We start from the raw sequence: 16,991 nt of genomic DNA on the forward strand, positions 1-16,991 counted from the left end.
TTCACTCATCGGGTGCGTCCCCGCCGGTCTCCGGCGGCAGTGGCGCAGAGGCCAGCGGAAAGCGCGCCTGCGGCAGCGTCGCGGCAGCGCAGGACGACATCTGCGGGCTCGCCTCGCCCCCCGACTGCTGCGCCAGAGGAAAATAGGCTCGGGCCGATGCTAGGTCGCGATGGATCTGCGTGACCAGCGCATCGAAATTGTCGAACTTCACTTCGCCGCGCAGGCGTGCACAGGGCACGACGGTCAACGACTGGCCGTACAGATCGATCTCGCGGTCGAGCAGGTGAACCTCCAGCATCGGCCGGTCTGACCCTACCGTCGGTCGCCAGCCGATATTGGCGACACCCGCGGCCCACTCACCGTCAGGCAGCCTCGTGGCGCAGGCGAACACGCCGCGCATCGCCAGCGGCCGACGCGTCAGGGGCACGTTGGCCGTCGGCACGCCGATGGTTCGCCCCAGCTGCCGGTCACGCACCACGCGCCCCTTGAACGCATAGGGGCGACCCAGCATCCGCGCTGCCTGATAAAAGTTGCCGCTCGCCAGCAGTGTGCGCACGCGCGTACTGGAGACACGCTCATCGTCGAGGGCGAAGGTTCGCGTATGCTCTACCGCAAACCCGCGCGCCTTGCCGACAGCCTGCAACAGGGTGAAGTCGCCGGCGCGGTCGCAGCCGAACCGGAAATCGTCACCGACCACCAGGTGGCGTACGTGGAGACCGTTGATCAGCACCCGTTCGACGAATTGGTTGGCCGTCAGGCTACGCAGCGCGTCGTTGAACGGCAGGCACAGAATACGATCGGCGCCGTGCGCGGCCAGCAGTTCGACCTTGTCACGCAACCGCGTCAGCCGCGGCGGCGCTTGGTCGGCGGCGAAGTATTCGCGGGGCTGCGGCTCGAAGACGACCACCGTCACCGGCAGGTCAGCGGCCTGCGACAGCGCCTGGAGCTGCTCCAGAATCGCCTGGTGACCGAGATGCACGCCGTCGAAGTTACCGATCGTCGCCACGCAGCCGCGCTCATCGCCGGCTGCGTCGCGTCCTTTTGACAGATTGTGCAGGCCTCGAATCAGTTCCATAACGACTCGCCGTCAGCAAAGACTTCCATTATAACCAAGGGCTCCGCCGCGGGATAATCGGGTCCACGCCCTTGTGCGATTGGCCCGGCCGTCCGCGTTCATCCCCGCAGTCGGAAATGACGCAGGCGCACGCCACTCGCCGCCAGCCACGCGAAGTAGACCCCAGCGCCAGCCGCGACCAGCAACGTCAGCTCGCCCGCGCGGTGCAGCGCGCCCCATTCGACCCAGACATGCCAGGATGGCGACAGCCACCACAGCACCAGCCCCATCAGCAGGCAGCCGCCCACGACCTGAAAGGCGTAGCGTCCCCAGCCGGGCTGAAAGCGCAGCACCCCGCGCTTACGCAGCCCCGCGCCGAGCAGTCCGGCGTTCAGAAACGCCGACAGCGCAGTCGCCAGCGCCAGACCGGCATGCGCCAGCGGGACGATCAATGCCAGGTTCATGAGCATGTTGGCCGCCATGGCCACGATACCGATCTTGACCGGCGTTTTGGTGTCCTGCCGCGCGAAATATCCCGGCGCAAGCACCTTGATCAGCATGAACGCCAGCAGGCCGAGTGCGTAGGCCCGCAAGCTGCGCGAGGCCATGACCACATCATGGTCAGTCATCGCGCCGTAGTGGAACAGCGTTACCAGCAGCGGCTCCGCCAACAGCACGAGAGCGAGCGCCGCAGGCAGGCCGATCAGCAGTACCATGCGCAGCGCCCAGTCGAGCATGCGCGCGAAATGCTCTCCGGACTGCTCCGCATGGCGCTTGGAGAGCGCCGGCAGAATGACCGTGGCGATGGCGATGCCAAACACCCCCAACGGCAGCTCGACCAGGCGATCCGAATAGTAGAGCCACGAGACACTGCCCGAGACCAGAAACGAGGCGAGCACGGTATCCAGCAGCAGGTTGATCTGAGATACCGAGACACCGAACAGCGCCGGCGTCATCAGCCGTAGAATCCGCCTCACGCCGGGATGGCGGAAATTCGGCACGAACCGAGGCGTCAGCCCCAGCCGGGCAAGAAACGGTAGCTGAAACAGCAGCTGCGCGGCCCCCGCGATCAGGACCCCCCAGGCCAGACCCAGCGCCGGGTCGCTCATCAGCGGCGTCAACCACAGCGCCGCACCGATGAGACAGACGTTGAGCAGCACGGGCGTGAATGCCGGTACCGCAAACCGCTCCCAGGTATTGAGCACGCTACCGGCGAAGGCCGTCAGCGAGATCAGCAGCAGATAAGGAAAGGTCAGCCGCAGCATTTCCGCAGTGAGCGCCAGCTTACCGGGATCGGCCTTAAAACCGGGGGCAAAGAGCCATGTCAGCCACGGCGCCGCCGCGATCGCCAGCGCCGTGATCAGCGCCAGCACCACGCTCAGGCTGCCGGAGACCGCATCCAGCAGCTCGCGCACTTCCGCGCGCGTGCGCTGCGTGGCGTACTCCGAGAGCACCGGTACGAAGGCCTGATTGAATGCCCCCTCGGCAAACAGTCGGCGCATGAAATTAGGAATCTTGAAGGCGACGAAGAACGCATCCGCGCCGCTGCCGGCACCGAGCAGCGCGGCGATGACCACGTCTCGCACCAGCCCCAGCACCCGCGAGGCGAGCGTCATCACGCTGACGACCATGCCCGAGCGCAGCAGACCGCCGCGCGTCGTCGGCATCGCCGTCTCGCCGGTCGCAGTCTCTTCTATCGGCTCGCTGACGGCGGGCCTGGTTTTATCACTCATGCGATGCCGCCTCGGCCTGCAGGAGATGTCATGCGGAATACGACGAAGCGTCGTCCCAGTTCCGACGATGCCGTATGCAATAGTCGGTCATAAAAACCGGCCGGTCATAAAACCGGTTGTAAAAAAAAGCTCGGCCACAAAAAAACCGGCCGAAGCCGGTTTTTTCGATCAAGGCGTCCGGCTCAGGCAGCCAGCGCCTTAATTCGCTTGTTCAAGCGGCTCTTGATGCGAGCAGCCTTTTTCTTGGACAGCGCATCCTTGTCGGCGATGCGGTCGATGACCGGCTGCGCCGCCTTGAATTCGGTGTTGGCCTGCGCCTGATCGCCAGATTGGATCGCCTTGATCACGCGCTTGATATAAGTACGGACCATGCTGCGCTGACTGGCATTGTGCTTGCGGCGGTCTTCCGCCTGACGTGCGCGCTTGCGCGCTTGCTTGGTATTCGCCACCGTCGACTCCTTGGAGATGTTGACAGTCAATTCTGTGAGTTAAATCACCCAGGCCAGCCTCGAAACCGCTTCAGGCCAACCCTGAATGATTCGGCCGAATGTTGATGCTGCGCCCAACTTCGCTTCGAAAACGCGTTCGAAATCAAAGACGATTCGAGCCACAACGATCGTCACTGGGACGATCCTTCACGGGCCATGTCTGAGAGGATGCGGGATTCTATCACAAGCGTTGAGCGCCATACCAGCGTTCAACGCGTGACACGACACCCTAAAGCACGACCAGATTGTCCCGGTGAATCAGCTCCGGCGCTTCCATGTAGCCAAGAATCTCGGCGATACGCTGACTCGGCTGCCCCAGCAGACGCTCGGCATCAGCGCTCGCGTAGTTGATGAGCCCCTTGGCGACGCGCGCGCCGGATTCGTCGACGCAGACCACCATGTCACCGCGCCGAAAACTGCCTTGCAGCCACTTGACGCCGACAGGTAACAAACTGGACCCCTGGGAGCGCAACACCGAAACCGCGCCGGCATCGAGCGTCAGCGTCCCGCGGACCTGAAGCTGGCCCGCTAGCCAGCGCTTGCGCGCCGCCAGCGGGGCGTGATCGGGATGCAGAAGCGTCCCGAGCGACTCGCCCTCGATCAATCGGGTCAGCACCGTCGGCTGGCGACCGCTGGCAATGGCGGTTACGGCGCCGGAGCGTGCCGCCAGGCGAGCCGCGCGCAGCTTGGTCGCCATGCCCCCGCGACCCAGCACGCCGCCACCGCCGGCCATGGCATCGAGCCTCGGGTCGTCGGCGTCACCCTCTTCAATCAGTTTGGCGTCGGGATTACCGCGCGGATCCGCGTCGAACAGCCCTTCCTGGTCGGTCAGAATGAGCAAGGCATCCGCCTCGAGCAGATTGGCGACCAGCGCGCCCAGCGTATCGTTGTCGCCGAAGCGGATCTCGTCGGTGACGACGGTATCGTTTTCGTTGATCACCGGTACGACGCCGAGCTGCACCAGCGTGCGCAGCGCCGAACGCGCATTGAGGTAGCGCTTGCGGTTGGACAGATCGTCATGGGTCAGCAGCACCTGCGCGCTGCGTAAACCATGACGCGCGAAGTGGGTTTCGTAGCACTGCGACAGCCCGCTCTGCCCGACGGCTGCCGCGGCCTGCAGTTCGTGCACGGCACTCGGGCGAGAGTGCCAGCCGAGCCGTGCCATCCCCTCGGCGATGGAGCCGGAGGAGACCAGCACGACTTCGATGCCACGACGATGAAGCGCCGCCATCTGGTCGACCCAGCCACCGATCGCGGCGTCGTCCAGCCCGCGACCGTCGTTGGTCAGCAGTGCGCTGCCGATTTTCACCACGACACGTCTGGCACCGCTGAGCACCTCGCGTCCCCACCGTCGATCCGCCGTCATCGCCTCGCCTCTTTCGTCACGCTCCGCTCCGCCTGTGTCGACCCACGCCTTCGATCAGCGGGTATATTCGATCTCGACGTCGTGATCATCGTCATCGTCGTCAAGATCGTCTTCGACCTCGCCACGCTTCACGCGAAGACGCGCCTGATGCGCCTCGACGCGCGCCACCGACTCCGCTTCCATCCGGGCGCGCATGTCCCGCTCGCGCTCGGCGGCGGCCTCGTCCTCGTTCTCTAGCTGGCGCTGCTCGGTCAGCCAGCGATGAGCGGCCTGCACCAGCTCGTCCGTACCTTCACTCGAGATGGCCGAAATCCGGTAGACCGGCCCGCTCCAGCTCAGGCGCGCAAGGATATCGTCAACCCGCGCCTCGCGCTCCTCCACCGGCACCAGATCGAGCTTGTTGATCACCAGCCAGCGCGGCAGCTCCGATAGTGTCGGCGAGAATCGCTCGAGTTCGCCAGCGATCGATTCGACCACCGCAACCGGATCGGCATCATCGAACGGCGCGGCATCGACCACGTGCAGCAGCAGTCGCGTGCGGGTCAGGTGCTTGAGAAAACGCAGCCCCAGGCCCGCACCATCGGAGGCACCCTCGATCAACCCGGGCACGTCAGCCATCACGAAGTGCTCATGCGTGCCCAGCTTGACCACACCCAAATTGGGCACCAGCGTGGTGAACGGATAGTCGGCAACCTTGGGCTTGGCAGCGGAAACGGCACGGATCAGCGTCGACTTGCCGGCATTCGGCATGCCCAGCAGGCCCACATCCGCCATCACCTTCATCTCCAGACGAAGCTTGCGTCGCTCGCCATCGGTCCCCGGCGTCGTGCGTCGCGGCGCCCGGTTGGTCGAAGACTTGAAGTGGATGTTGCCCAGACCACGGCGCCCGCCCTGCGCCACCAGCACGACCTGTCCTTCACTGGTCACGTCGGCGATCACCTCGAGCGTATCCTCGTCGATCACCGTGGTACCGACCGGCACCTTGACGTGCAGATCCTCGCCCGCCTTGCCGCTCATCTGTCGACCCTGACCGGGCTGGCCGTTCTGCGCCTTGTAGAAGCGCTGAAACTTGAAATCTATCAGCGTATTGAGCGACTCGTCACCGATCAGGTAGACGCTGCCGCCGTGGCCGCCGTCACCGCCGTCCGGCCCCCCACGCGGCACGAATTTCTCGCGCCGGAAGCTGAGACAGCCGTTCCCGCCCTTGCCGGCCTCGACCGTGATCGACGTTTCATCGACGAATTGCATGTCACTCTCCCGGCGGCGCACCGCTCAGAGGTTGTTCGACGGAAACCAGCCTGTCTTCCGCCCGCGCAAAAAGCCCGCACATACGAAAAAGCCCCGCCTGGGCGGGGCTTTTCACGCAGCGTTCGTGAAGTCTCAGGCGGAGACTACGCTCACGAACTTGCGGTTCTTCGGACCTTTCTGCTCGAACTTGATCACGCCGTCGTTCAGCGCGAAAAGCGTGTGGTCCTTGCCGATGCCGACACCCGTGCCCGCGTGGAACTTGGTGCCGCGCTGGCGAACGATGATGTTGCCGGCGATCGCCTTCTGTCCACCATACAGCTTGACGCCAAGGCGTTTGGATTCGGAATCGCGACCGTTACGCGTACTACCGGCAGCCTTCTTGTGAGCCATTGCGAATACCTCCTTTCCGGGGGAATGATCCGCTTACGCGGAGATTCCGGTGATCTTCACTTCAGTGAACCACTGACGGTGGCCCTGACGCTTCATGTGATGCTTACGACGACGGAACTTGATGATCTGGACCTTGTCGCCGCGACCGTGCGCAACGATCTCTGCAGACACCTTGGCACCGTCGACCAGCGGCGCGCCGACCTTGATGTCGTCGCCGTCGGCAACCAGCAGCACCTGATCGAATTCCAGGCTGTCGCCGGTCGGCACTTCCAGCTTCTCGAGCTTCAGTGTCTGACCTTCCTGCACGCGGTACTGCTTACCGCCACTCTTGATTACAGCGTACATATTGCTCTCCGGACACTCGTCGGGGTTGGTGCTCTTGGATCGGCCTGCGGCAAGTGGTGCCCCTTCCGGCAACCATCTGACAGGGAGCATGACGAGTTGGGTCGCGGATTATAGCGACTCTCCCGTTACCCGACAAGGCGTCTTCACCATCGATCACGCCCTCTTGTCATGCCTATTGTAAGGTGCCGCGCGCTGCCGACTCGTTCGCCGGCAGCCCCAAGAACCCGCGCCAGGCGGCTTGACGCACCTTGGGGTGCCACCTAGCATAGCTCTCCACATCGCCTCTCCCGGTCGCGGCACGCCGCTCATGGCCGACGTCGAGCGGCCCCCGAAGCCCCATCCGAATCTGTGACAAGCCGACCATGCAACCCAACGCCGCATCCATCCATGCGTCGGTGGCCGAGGACTTCGCCGCCGTCAACCGCACGATCCTAGATCAGCTGGCGTCGCGCATTCCTCTAGTCGAGACCATCGGACAGTACATCATCGAGAGCGGCGGCAAACGCCTGCGCCCGCTGCTGGTACTGCTTGCCGCGCGCGCGCTCGACTATCAGGGCAACAGGCACATCACGCTCGCCACGCTGATCGAGTTCATGCATACCTCGACGCTGCTGCACGACGACGTGGTCGACGAGTCCAGCCGCCGTCGCGGCAAGGCAACCGCCAATGACACCTGGGGCAACGCGCCTTCGGTACTGGTCGGCGACTTCCTCTATTCCCGCTCGTTCCAGATGATGGTCGAGGTCGGCTCGATGCGAATCATGCAGGTGCTCTCCGGCGCGACCTGCGTGATCGCCGAAGGCGAAGTGCAGCAGCTGACCAATATCGGCAACGCGGACATCGCGGAATCCGACTATTTCGACACCATCCAGGGCAAGACCGCGATGCTGTTCGAAGCGGCTTCTCACAGCGGCGCCATTCTCGCCGAGGCCAGCGCCGAGCAGGAACGCGCGCTCAAGCTCTACGGACGCTACCTAGGACTCGCCTTCCAGCTGATCGACGATCTGCTCGACTACCAGGGCGATGCCGAGACCATGGGTAAGAACGTCGGTGACGACCTCGCCGAGGGCAAGCCGACACTGCCGCTGATCTATGCCATGCGGGAGGGCAGCCCGGCGCAGGCAGCACTGATCCGCGAAGCGATCGGCAATGGCGGCCTCGATCACCTCGACGAGGTATTGGCGATCGTGCGCGAAACCGGCGCGCTGGAATACACCCAGCGGCGCGCCGAAGAGATGGCTGCCAAGGCGCGTGAACAGCTCGAACAGCTGTCGCCAAGCCCCTATCGTGAGAGCATGGAGACGCTGACGCGGGTCGCAGTCGAAAGAGATGTTTAAAACCCGATCCCCCGGGGTTGCGCCGCGCCGCCGGATGCGTATAATTCACCTCCGTCGATTCAGCCCCTCATCGGGCATCGCGACGAAACACCGACTCGGAATATAGCTCAGCTTGGTAGAGCGCTGCCTTCGGGAGGCAGAGGTCGTAGGTTCGAATCCTGCTATTCCGACCAAGATTATCGAAAAGCGCCGCAGACCCGTTCTGCGGCGCTTTTTTTGTGCACTCGTCTTTTGCGCACTCGATTGCCGTTCTGCCAGCGATCAGCGATCAAACCTGTGCTTACCGCGCCCGCCGGCTGTTTTGACATCTCATGTCATTATGTTTCTAATTATTTCAAAATATCGCGTCTATCCAACCTCACTCGGCTGCTCGGTGCGAAGAAGCGACCGGACAGCGCGCAACGGCTCCTCCCGCCCCGACGATTTCGCAGCCCCTTCGATGACACTTAAGGCTTATGGGCGCAGGGGAGCACCACCACTAGAGTGATGATAGCCAGCGCTGCAGCCGAGACGAACCGTGCGCTGCCGGGATGGCAGCGCGCTGGATCGAGGCAGCGAGGCCCCACCGTTTTCTTCCGGCGCGAACGCTCCTACGAGCCTCCCACCGGGATCGACTACCAGGAGGTAGCCCCATGTCGACCCGTCCGATCACGACTTCCCTCATCGCTCTTCTCATCGCGCTCGCCCTCACGTTGCCGACGGCCTACGCTCAAGACCCGAATGACGATCAGACCCCACCGCCCTGGTCGCAGCAGGATATCGAGACTGCGCAGGCCCAGTGTCGCGCCAACATGACCGCAACCGGCATCGAGGGTCCCAAGGTCGAGCGCTACTGTGAGTGCGCCGCGCAGGCGCTGCAGGAGCGCTTCAGCGCCGTCGAGGTCAAGAAGATGCGCCGCGAACATAACGCCAGCGACAGCGAGGACAATCGCCCGCCGGAACTGGCCCAGGCACTGGAGCAGTGCTCACCGGTACTGGAATCGCAGTGAACGTGCCTTCGCCGCATCCATTGGCCGCCGTCACCGCGTATGTCCGTGCAGTCGATTGACGATCGTGCGCTCGTGTATCGCCTTCATGGGTAGAGAACGATGACGTTGGCCGAAGCGCGGCCCGCCAGGAAGCGAGGCTCGCCAGCAACCCCGGTTGGAACGAACCGGGAGCCGAGGGTGGCAAAGTCCGACAGCACGCCGCGCGTGAGCGAGGGGTGAGCAAGGAAAGCACAGCGCGCAGCAATGGAGCGCGCAGCGCGCGGAAAAATGACCTAACTTTCAGCCTGACGACCCAATCGTGCGTTCCGCGTCGCGGCGAGCACCGACGCAAGTCCCCGGCAACGGATGCCGGTGGTCGGAAACGGCGACGTTCAGGTTGGCGGTCGGCCGGCACCTACAGTCAGTGAACTGCCGTCATGGACGGACGGCATCGATCGCGGCAGTCCTCGGGCTACCGCTGGATGCGATGGATCAACGCGGGAATTCAGGGAAGGGACAGATGGCATCTCACGCCGCCGATATCACGGATCAGGAAGAGGAGCTGGCGCGCCTGCGCGAGAGGATTCAAGGGCGCCTCGATCAGCTACTGCCGCAGACCGACCAGCGCGATCTCGTCAGCGCCGCCATGCGCGAGAGTGCACTGGCGCCGGGCAAGCGAATCCGCCCTCTCTTGATGATGCTGACCGCGCGTGATCTCGGCTGCGTTCAGCACCCTGGCCTGCTCGATCTGGCCTGCGCCGTGGAGATGGTACACGCCGCCTCCCTGGTGCTCGACGATCTTCCCTGCATGGATGACGCCCAGCTCCGCCGGGGCCGACCGACCATCCACCGCCGTTTCGGCGAGAACGTGGCCATCCTTGCCGCCGTCGCGCTGCTCAGCGGTGCCTTCGGCGTCATCGCCAACGCCGCCGGACTCTCGGATACGCAGCGCACCCGTGCCGTTGACGAGCTCTCCCGCGCCGTCGGTCAGCAGGGCCTGGTCCGCGGCCAATTTCTCGACCTCAGCGAGGGCAACGCCACCCGCTCGCTCGAAGCCATCGCCGACACCAACGAACTCAAGACCAGCGTACTGTTCGGTGCCACGCTGCAGCTCGCCGCCATCGCGGCTGAAGCCACGGAGGCAGCCGGTGACGCGCTGAGAGGCTTTGCCCGCGATCTCGGTCAGGCATTTCAGCTGCTCGATGACCTTGCCGATGGCCGCAGCGATACCGGCAAGGACGTCGCTCAGGATCTGGGCAAGTCGACACTGGTCGCGATGCTCGGCAGTGACGCCGTTCACCAGCGTCTGCGCGAGCATCTCAAGCGCGCCGAGGTCCACTTCGCCCACGCCTGCGGTCCGCGGACGCCGACTCAGGCCTTCATGCACGCCTGGTTCGAGCGCCAGCTGAATCATGAAGCGCCTGCCATGTCGACCGTGTCGCGTCAGCGCCAGCCCTCTTGAGCGGGGAGAGATGACGATGCGCCCTTCCCCACCCGCCGTCGAGGCGCCAGCGGAGCTGGTCAGACGCAAGAACGACCATCTCGACATCGTGCTGGATGCGACCCGGGCCGTTTCCCGGGCGCGCACCGGATTCGATCGCTGGCGCTTCGAGCACTGCGCGCTTCCGGAGCTCGACCTCGATGGTATCGATCTGTCCGCGTCGCTGTTCGGACGACGGTTGCAGGCTCCCCTGCTGATCAGCTCGATGACCGGCGGCGCCGCCCGCGCCGTCTCGATCAATCGCCATCTCGCGGAAGCGGCGCAGACCCTGGGCCTGGCCATGGGCGTCGGCTCTCAGCGCGTCGCCATCGAGGGCGCCGCCGACCTGGGACTGGATCGCTCGCTGCGTGATATCGCGCCGGACGTGCCGCTACTCGCCAACCTGGGCGCTGCTCAGATCCGCGGCCGCGAGGGACTCGATTACGCTCGCCGCGCGGTCGAGATGATCGACGCCGACGCGCTGATCGTGCATCTCAACCCGCTGCAGGAAGCCGTGCAGCCAGGCGGCGACCGCGACTGGCGCCGGGTACTGGAGTCCATCGCTCGCCTGGCCTCCGCGCTGGACGCCCCCGTGGTCATCAAGGAAGTCGGCGCCGGTATCTCGGCCGACGTCGCCGCACGCCTGGCCGAGGCCGGCGTGGCCATGGTGGATGTCGCAGGCGCCGGCGGCACGAGCTGGGCTGCGGTCGAGGGGGAGCGCGCCGGCGACGCTCACGCTCGCGCCGTCGCGATGGCCTTCGCCGACTGGGGCATTCCAACAGCCGAGGCGCTGCAGGCGATTCATGCCCGGGTGCCGGCACTGCCACTGATCGCCTCCGGTGGTATCCGCGATGGGATCGAGGTCGCCAAGGCACTGCGGCTCGGCGCTTGCCTGGTCGGACAGGCTGCGGCAACGCTGGCCGGCGCGAGTGAGTCGAGCGATGCCGTGGTGGCGCATTTTCGAGTTCTCATCGAGCAGCTGCGTATTGCCTGCTTCTGCACCGGCAGCCCGGATATCGCCGCGCTGAAACGCGCCAGGCTGCATCCGTCGGAGAGCGTGCGTTGAGCCATTTCGCCGTCGTTGCACCGCCGCTCTACAGTCATTTCCAGGCGCTCGAAGCGCTGGCGGTCACGCTGATCGGCCGCGGTCACCGCGTGACCTTCGTGCATCGCGCCGCGGCCCGCCCGCTGATTCGTGACGCGCGAATCAACTTCACGGCGATCGATACGCCGACCGCCGCCTTTCGGTCGGGGCATCGCGCGTTTGCGATGCGGGCCAGCGCACTGTCGATTCGTCGTGTCATCGTCGACATGGCCGCCAGTACCGATGAGCTCGCCTCCGCCCTGCCGCCGCTGCTCGATCGACTTGGCGTCGACGCTGTCATCGCGGACCAGATGGAGGCCGCCGGCGGTCTGGTTGCCGAAGGAGTCGGTTTGCCCTTCGTGTCGGTCGCCTGTGCGCTGCCGGTCGATCGGGAGGCCGGCCTCCCGCTGCCGGTGATGCCCTTCAGCTACGCCACCGACGCGCGCGCGAGACAGCAGTACGCCGCGAGCGAGCGAATCTACGACTGGTTGATGCGTCCGCACGCTCGCGTGATCGCCACCCATGCCGCCCGTTTCGGCCTGGGAAGGCGCGAGGCTTTGCATCACTGCCTGTCGCCTCTGGGGCAGATCAGCCAGACGCCCGCGACACTTGACTTTCCGCGGCAGGCGCTACCCGCCCATTTCCACGCCGTCGGCCCGCTGCGCTCGCCGACGTCCGCTCGGGGCGGGCGCTGGACGATCGACGCTGACCGCCCGTTCGTCTTCGCGTCGTTCGGCACCCTGCAGGGACACCGGTTCGGCCTGTTCGAGAAGGTCGCTCGCGCTTGTCGACGGATCGGCGCGCGACTGCTCGTGGCCCACTGCGGCGGCCTCACCGCGCATCAGGCGCGCCGGCTCCAGAGCCGTGGTGCCACCTTCGTCACCGATTTTGCCGATCAGCATGCCGCACTTGCGCAAGCCGATGCCGTGGTGACCCATGGCGGCCTCAACACGGTGCTCGACGCCATCACCGCGGAAACCCCGATGCTGGTCATTCCACTCGCCTTCGATCAACCCGGCGTTGCCGCCCGGGTCGCCTGGCACGGCCTGGGCGAGCGCGCATCGCGCTTCGCCTCCGCCGGCCAGATCGCCGAGGGCCTATCGCGCCTGCTGGCGAGTGACGATTACCGCCAGCGACTCGCGGCTTCCCGCGAGGGCCTGATCAGCGCCGGTGGCGTCGAGCGCGCCGCGCGGCTCGTCGAAGCTGCCCTGGTGACGAGAACCGCCGGCGACGCTCGTGCGACGGGCCAAGCGGCGCAGCCCCAGCCGGCGGTGGTCTCTTGATGCAACCGCATGCGATACCCGCAGTGCCGCCCGGTGGCTGGGACCTCATTCTGGTCGGCGGCGGACTGGCCAATGGCCTGATCGCCTGTCATTTGCGCGAGACACGGCCTGAACTGGACGTGCTGGTGCTCGAGGCAGGACCACGAGCCGGCGGCAACCACACCTGGTCGTTCCACCAAGGAGATCTGTCCGCGGCCCAGCACGCCTGGCTCGCTCCGTTCGTCACCAGCCGCTGGTCAGGCTATGACGTGCGCTTTCCGGCGCTCGAGCGGCGCCTCGACGGCGACTATCTGAGCATCACTTCGGAACGCTTTGCCGCCGTGATGGCGACGACGCTTGGCGAGCGGCTGGTGACGAGCTGCGAGGTCGAGTCGCTGTCACCGACCGCGGTCCGCCTCGCCAGCGGCGAGAGGCTGACGGCGCGCGGCGTGATCGACGGTCGGGGGCCGCTCGCGCCGGAAGCCGCCAATCCGCATCTCTGGACCGGCTTTCAGGCCTTCGTCGGTCAGGCGTGGCGGCTTTCGCGACCGCACGGGCTGGTCAGACCGATACTCATGGATGCGACCGTCGATCAACAGGGCGGCTACCGCTTTGTCTATACGCTGCCACTCTCGCCGGATCGCCTGCTGATCGAGGATACGCACTACGTCGACGGCCCCGCGCTCGAGGTCGTGCGTGCTCGCGCGAATATCACCGACTACGCCGCAGCGCGCGGATGGCAGCTCGACACGCTCGAGCGCGAGGAGCGCGGCGCGCTGCCGATCACGCTCGCCGGGGACTTCACGCGCTTCTGGCAGCGGCTCGACGGCCAGCCGACAAGCGGACTGCGCGCCGGGCTCTTCCACCCCACGACAGGCTACTCGCTCCCCCAGGCGGCAGCGTTGGCCGAGCATCTTTCGGGGCTTTCCTCGTTCGAGGCCAGCCAGCTGTTCGACGAGATTCGCGCCTTCGCGGCCGAGCGTTGGCGCGCGCAGCGCTTCTATCGCATGCTCGATCGCATGCTGTTTCTCGCCGGCAAGCCGGACGCGCGCTGGCAGGTCATGCAGCGTTTCTACCGGCTCGACGCCGCGCTGATCGAGCGCTTCTACGCCGGGCGCTCGACGATCAAAGACAAGCTTCGCATTCTCAGCGGCAAACCGCCGGTGCCGGTGGGGCAAGCCATGAACGCCATCATGCAACGGACGTCTCGACTCAAGGCACTTCCATGAAAAAAACGATCGTGATCGGCGCCGGTTTCGGCGGCCTGGCGCTGGCCATTCGCCTGCAGGCAGCGGGGATTCCGACGCTGTTGCTGGAAGCCCGCGACAAGCCCGGAGGGCGAGCCTACGTCTATGAGGATCAGGGCTTCACCTTCGACGCCGGCCCCACCGTCATTACCGATCCTTCGGCGCTCGAAGCGCTGTTCGAGACTGCCGGGCGCCGGCTCGCTGACTATGTCGAGCTGCTGCCAGTGACGCCGTTCTATCGCCTGCGCTGGGAGTCCGGCCAGATTTTCGATTACGCCAACGACCAGGCCGCGCTCGAGGCACAGATTCGCCGCTTCAACGCCGACGACGTCGACGGCTACCGGCGTTTCCTGCACTACTCCCGCGAGGTGTTTCAGGAGGGCTATCTCAAGCTCGGCAGCCAGCCGTTTCTCTCCTTTCGCGACATGCTCAAGGCCGCGCCCGCCCTGACTCGACTGCAGGCGTGGCGCAGCGTCTACGGCATGGTATCGACCTTCATCCGCGACGAGCATCTACGTCAGGCATTCTCGTTCCATTCGCTGCTGGTCGGCGGCAATCCGTTCTCGACCTCCTCGATCTATACGCTGATTCATGCGCTGGAACGAGAGTGGGGGGTGTGGTTCCCGCGTGGCGGCACCGGTGCGCTGGTTCAGGGCATGGTCAAGCTTTTCGAAGAGCTTGGCGGCGAGTTCGAGTTGAATGCCCGCGTCGAGCGCCTGGAAACCGACGGCGACCGTGTCACCGGCGTGACCCTCGAGGATGGCCGCCACTTCGAGGCGGCGGCAGTGGCCTCCAATGCCGATGTCACCAATACCTACGCCAAGCTGCTCGGCGAGCATCCGCAGGGTCAAGCGGAGGGCGCGAAGCTGAAGCGCAAGCGCATGAGCAATTCGCTGTTCGTGCTCTACTTCGGACTGGACCACAGCGATGGCAACCGTCACGACGACATGGCTCACCACACCGTCTGCTTCGGCCCCCGCTATCGCGGCCTGATCCACGATATCTTCCACCGCGATACGCTCTCCGAAGACTTCTCGCTCTACCTCCACGCACCGTGCGTGACCGACCCCTCGCTCGCCCCGCCCGGCTGTGGCGCCTATTACGTCCTCGCGCCGGTGCCGCACCTGGGCACCGCCGATCTCGATTGGGACGTCGAGGGACCGCGCCTGCGCGAGCGCATCTTCGACTATCTCGAAGCCAACGTGATGCCCGGGCTGCGTGAACAGCTGGTCACGCATCGCATCTTCACGCCGTTCGATTTTCGCGACACCCTCGATGCGCACCTCGGTTCGGCCTTCTCGATCGAACCGATTCTCACGCAGAGCGCGTGGTTCCGTCCGCACAACCGCGATAGCCGCCTCTCCAATCTCTATCTGGTTGGCGCGGGCACGCACCCGGGCGCCGGCATTCCCGGGGTGATCGGCTCGGCCAAGGCGACGGCGGGGTTGATGATCGACGACGACGCACGGCGGGAGGCGTCGTGACCGCACCGGCTACCGATAACGCGCTGCGCGATCACGCCGAGCAGACCATCGCCGTCGGCTCCAGGAGCTTCGCCACTGCCGCCAGACTGTTCGATGCCGAGACACGCCGCAGCGCGCTGATGCTCTACGCCTGGTGCCGCCACTGCGACGACGTGATCGACGATCAGGCGTTGGGATTTTCGAGTCCGGAAGGGGCGGCCGGCAGCGCCACGCCCACCGGTTCCAGCGAAGAAGCGCTGAGCCGCCTGGAGACGCTCAAGGCATCCACCCGGCGCGCTTACGCCAATGAGCCGATGCATGAGCCTGCCTTCGCCGCGTTTCAGGCGGTCGCGCTCGAGCACGCCATTCCACCGTCGCAGGCGTTCGATCATCTGGAAGGCTATGCCATGGATGTGCGCGAGGCGCGCTACACGACGCTCGAGGACACCCTGCGCTACTGCTATCACGTCGCCGGCGTCGTTGGCCTGATGATGGCACGGGTCATGGGCGTGCGCGATGAAGCGGCGCTGGATCGCGCCTGCGACCTGGGCCTGGCGTTTCAGCTTACCAACATCGCCCGTGACATCGTCGACGATGCCAGGCTCGGCCGCTGCTATCTGCCTGAGTGCTGGCTCGAGGAAGCCGGGATCGAGATGAAGGGGCGCGACCCTCGCACGCTGGCCGATCCCGGCTATCGCCCGGCGCTGGCGGGCGTTGCCCGGCGACTGGTCACGACCGCTGAACCCTACTATGCATCCGCACGTGAGGGGTTGACGGCCCTGCCGCTGCGCTCGGCCTGGGCCATTGCCACGGCACACGGCGTCTATCGCGAGATCGGCGTCAAGGTGGTCAAGGCCGGCAACCACGCGTGGGATCAGCGCCAAGGCACCAGCAAGGGCGAAAAACTGGCGCTGCTCGTCAGCGGCGCGGGGGCGGCGTTGCGTTCTCGCCGTCGTCGCCCGACGCCGCGGCGTGACGATCTCTGGCAGCGTCCTCGCGAAGCGAGGCCTGATGGTCGCGCAGCTCCGACTTGAGCCGCGCGACCGGCGGCGCGTACAGAAATCCGAACGAGAGTCCGTGCTCGCGCCCCTTGATCGCATGGTGAATGCGATGAGCGGTGTAGAGGCGGTTGAGATAGCCACGACGCGGGATGTAGCGAAAGGGCCAGCGCTTGTGGACCAGACCGTCGTGCACGATGAAGTAGAGTGCGCCGTAAGCGGTCATTCCGGCGCCCACCCACTGCAGCGGCCAGGCGCCCGCAGTGCCCAGCGCAATCAGCACGATGGCAATGGCGGCGAACACCACCGCATAGAGATCATTGAGTTCGAACCAGTGCTGACGCGGCTCGTGGTGAGAGCGATGCCAGCCCCAGCCGAATCCGTGCATGATGTAGCGATGTGCGAACGCGGCAAACAGCTCCATGCCGACCACGGTCAGGAGCACGATCAGCGTATTGGGCAGCAACGTATTCAGCAGCAAGGGAGTATCCTGGGATTCGTGAGTCGTCTCCCAGCCAGCTTAATGCA

The 16,991-nt window shown here is 65.4% G+C and carries 16 protein-coding genes and 1 tRNA gene; 9 read left to right on the forward strand and 8 right to left on the reverse strand.

Annotated elements, in window-relative coordinates:
* Position 1: 1 nt before the first annotated feature.
* The 7 genes from ribF to rplU form a co-directional block, all read right to left on the reverse strand.
* The gene (gene ribF, locus IE125_RS18095) at positions 2-1,075 is read right to left on the reverse strand and encodes a bifunctional riboflavin kinase/FAD synthetase (RefSeq protein WP_189446097.1); all 1,074 of its coding nucleotides are present in this window, start codon (positions 1,073-1,075) and stop codon (positions 2-4) included.
* A gap of 98 nt (positions 1,076-1,173) precedes the next feature.
* Positions 1,174-2,721, reverse strand: a complete 1,548-nt coding sequence (gene murJ / locus IE125_RS18100) for a murein biosynthesis integral membrane protein MurJ (RefSeq protein ID WP_229809204.1) — start codon at positions 2,719-2,721, stop codon at positions 1,174-1,176.
* A 248-nt stretch (positions 2,722-2,969) separates the two neighbouring features.
* Positions 2,970-3,236, reverse strand: a complete 267-nt coding sequence (gene rpsT / locus IE125_RS18105) for a 30S ribosomal protein S20 (protein WP_189446099.1) — start codon at positions 3,234-3,236, stop codon at positions 2,970-2,972.
* A 268-nt stretch (positions 3,237-3,504) separates the two neighbouring features.
* Positions 3,505-4,641, reverse strand: a complete 1,137-nt coding sequence (gene proB, locus IE125_RS18110; protein ID WP_189446100.1) for a glutamate 5-kinase — start codon at positions 4,639-4,641, stop codon at positions 3,505-3,507.
* A 54-nt stretch (positions 4,642-4,695) separates the two neighbouring features.
* Positions 4,696-5,889, reverse strand: coding sequence for an Obg family GTPase CgtA (gene cgtA / locus IE125_RS18115; RefSeq protein ID WP_189446101.1), 1,194 nt, complete (start codon positions 5,887-5,889; stop codon positions 4,696-4,698).
* Positions 5,890-6,021: 132 nt separating this feature from the next.
* Positions 6,022-6,279, reverse strand: coding sequence for a 50S ribosomal protein L27 (rpmA, locus tag IE125_RS18120; RefSeq protein ID WP_189446102.1), 258 nt, complete (start codon positions 6,277-6,279; stop codon positions 6,022-6,024).
* Positions 6,280-6,312: 33 nt separating this feature from the next.
* Positions 6,313-6,624: a 50S ribosomal protein L21 gene (gene rplU, locus IE125_RS18125; RefSeq protein WP_189446103.1), complete on the reverse strand. Its 312-nt coding sequence runs from the start codon at positions 6,622-6,624 to the stop codon at positions 6,313-6,315.
* 362 nt (positions 6,625-6,986) lie between these two features.
* Between rplU and ispB the strand changes: the two genes are divergently transcribed.
* The 9 genes from ispB to crtB all read left to right on the forward strand — a co-directional run bounded on the left by ispB (position 6,987) and on the right by crtB (position 16,499).
* Positions 6,987-7,961 (forward strand): octaprenyl diphosphate synthase, encoded by a 975-nt coding sequence (ispB, locus tag IE125_RS18130; protein WP_189446104.1) that lies wholly within the window; start codon positions 6,987-6,989, stop codon positions 7,959-7,961.
* Between the two features lie 96 nt (positions 7,962-8,057).
* A tRNA-Pro gene (locus tag IE125_RS18135) sits at positions 8,058-8,134 on the forward strand.
* A 459-nt stretch (positions 8,135-8,593) separates the two neighbouring features.
* Entirely contained in the window at positions 8,594-8,950 is a 357-nt protein-coding gene (locus IE125_RS18140; RefSeq protein ID WP_189446105.1) for a hypothetical protein, read from the forward strand.
* Between the two features lie 499 nt (positions 8,951-9,449).
* A complete protein-coding gene (locus IE125_RS18145; RefSeq protein ID WP_189446106.1) occupies positions 9,450-10,391 on the forward strand; it encodes a polyprenyl synthetase family protein in 942 nt (313 codons plus the stop codon).
* Positions 10,392-10,407: 16 nt separating this feature from the next.
* Positions 10,408-11,475 (forward strand): type 2 isopentenyl-diphosphate Delta-isomerase, encoded by a 1,068-nt coding sequence (gene fni, locus IE125_RS18150; protein WP_189446107.1) that lies wholly within the window; start codon positions 10,408-10,410, stop codon positions 11,473-11,475.
* Positions 11,472-12,776: a glycosyltransferase gene (locus IE125_RS18155; protein WP_189446108.1), complete on the forward strand. Its 1,305-nt coding sequence runs from the start codon at positions 11,472-11,474 to the stop codon at positions 12,774-12,776. Before fni ends, IE125_RS18155 begins: the two co-directional genes overlap by 4 nt.
* Entirely contained in the window at positions 12,776-13,984 is a 1,209-nt protein-coding gene (crtY, locus tag IE125_RS18160; RefSeq protein ID WP_189446109.1) for a lycopene beta-cyclase CrtY, read from the forward strand. Before IE125_RS18155 ends, crtY begins: the two co-directional genes overlap by 1 nt.
* Positions 13,981-15,486, forward strand: coding sequence for a phytoene desaturase (locus IE125_RS18165; protein ID WP_189446110.1), 1,506 nt, complete (start codon positions 13,981-13,983; stop codon positions 15,484-15,486). Before crtY ends, IE125_RS18165 begins: the two co-directional genes overlap by 4 nt.
* Positions 15,483-16,499 carry a 15-cis-phytoene synthase CrtB gene (gene crtB, locus IE125_RS18170; protein ID WP_189446111.1) on the forward strand — a complete coding sequence of 339 codons (1,017 nt, stop codon included), beginning with the start codon at positions 15,483-15,485 and terminating at the stop codon, positions 16,497-16,499. Before IE125_RS18165 ends, crtB begins: the two co-directional genes overlap by 4 nt.
* Here crtB and IE125_RS18175 read toward each other — a convergent pair.
* On the reverse strand, positions 16,384-16,944 hold the full coding sequence (locus IE125_RS18175; RefSeq protein ID WP_229809201.1) for a sterol desaturase family protein: 561 nt from the start codon (positions 16,942-16,944) through the stop codon (positions 16,384-16,386). The genes crtB and IE125_RS18175 overlap by 116 nt on opposite strands.
* Positions 16,945-16,991: the final 47 nt, after the last annotated feature.

Source organism: Salinicola rhizosphaerae, assembly GCF_014652715.1.
In the GTDB taxonomy this organism is placed as follows: Bacteria; Pseudomonadota; Gammaproteobacteria; order Pseudomonadales; family Halomonadaceae; genus Salinicola; species Salinicola rhizosphaerae.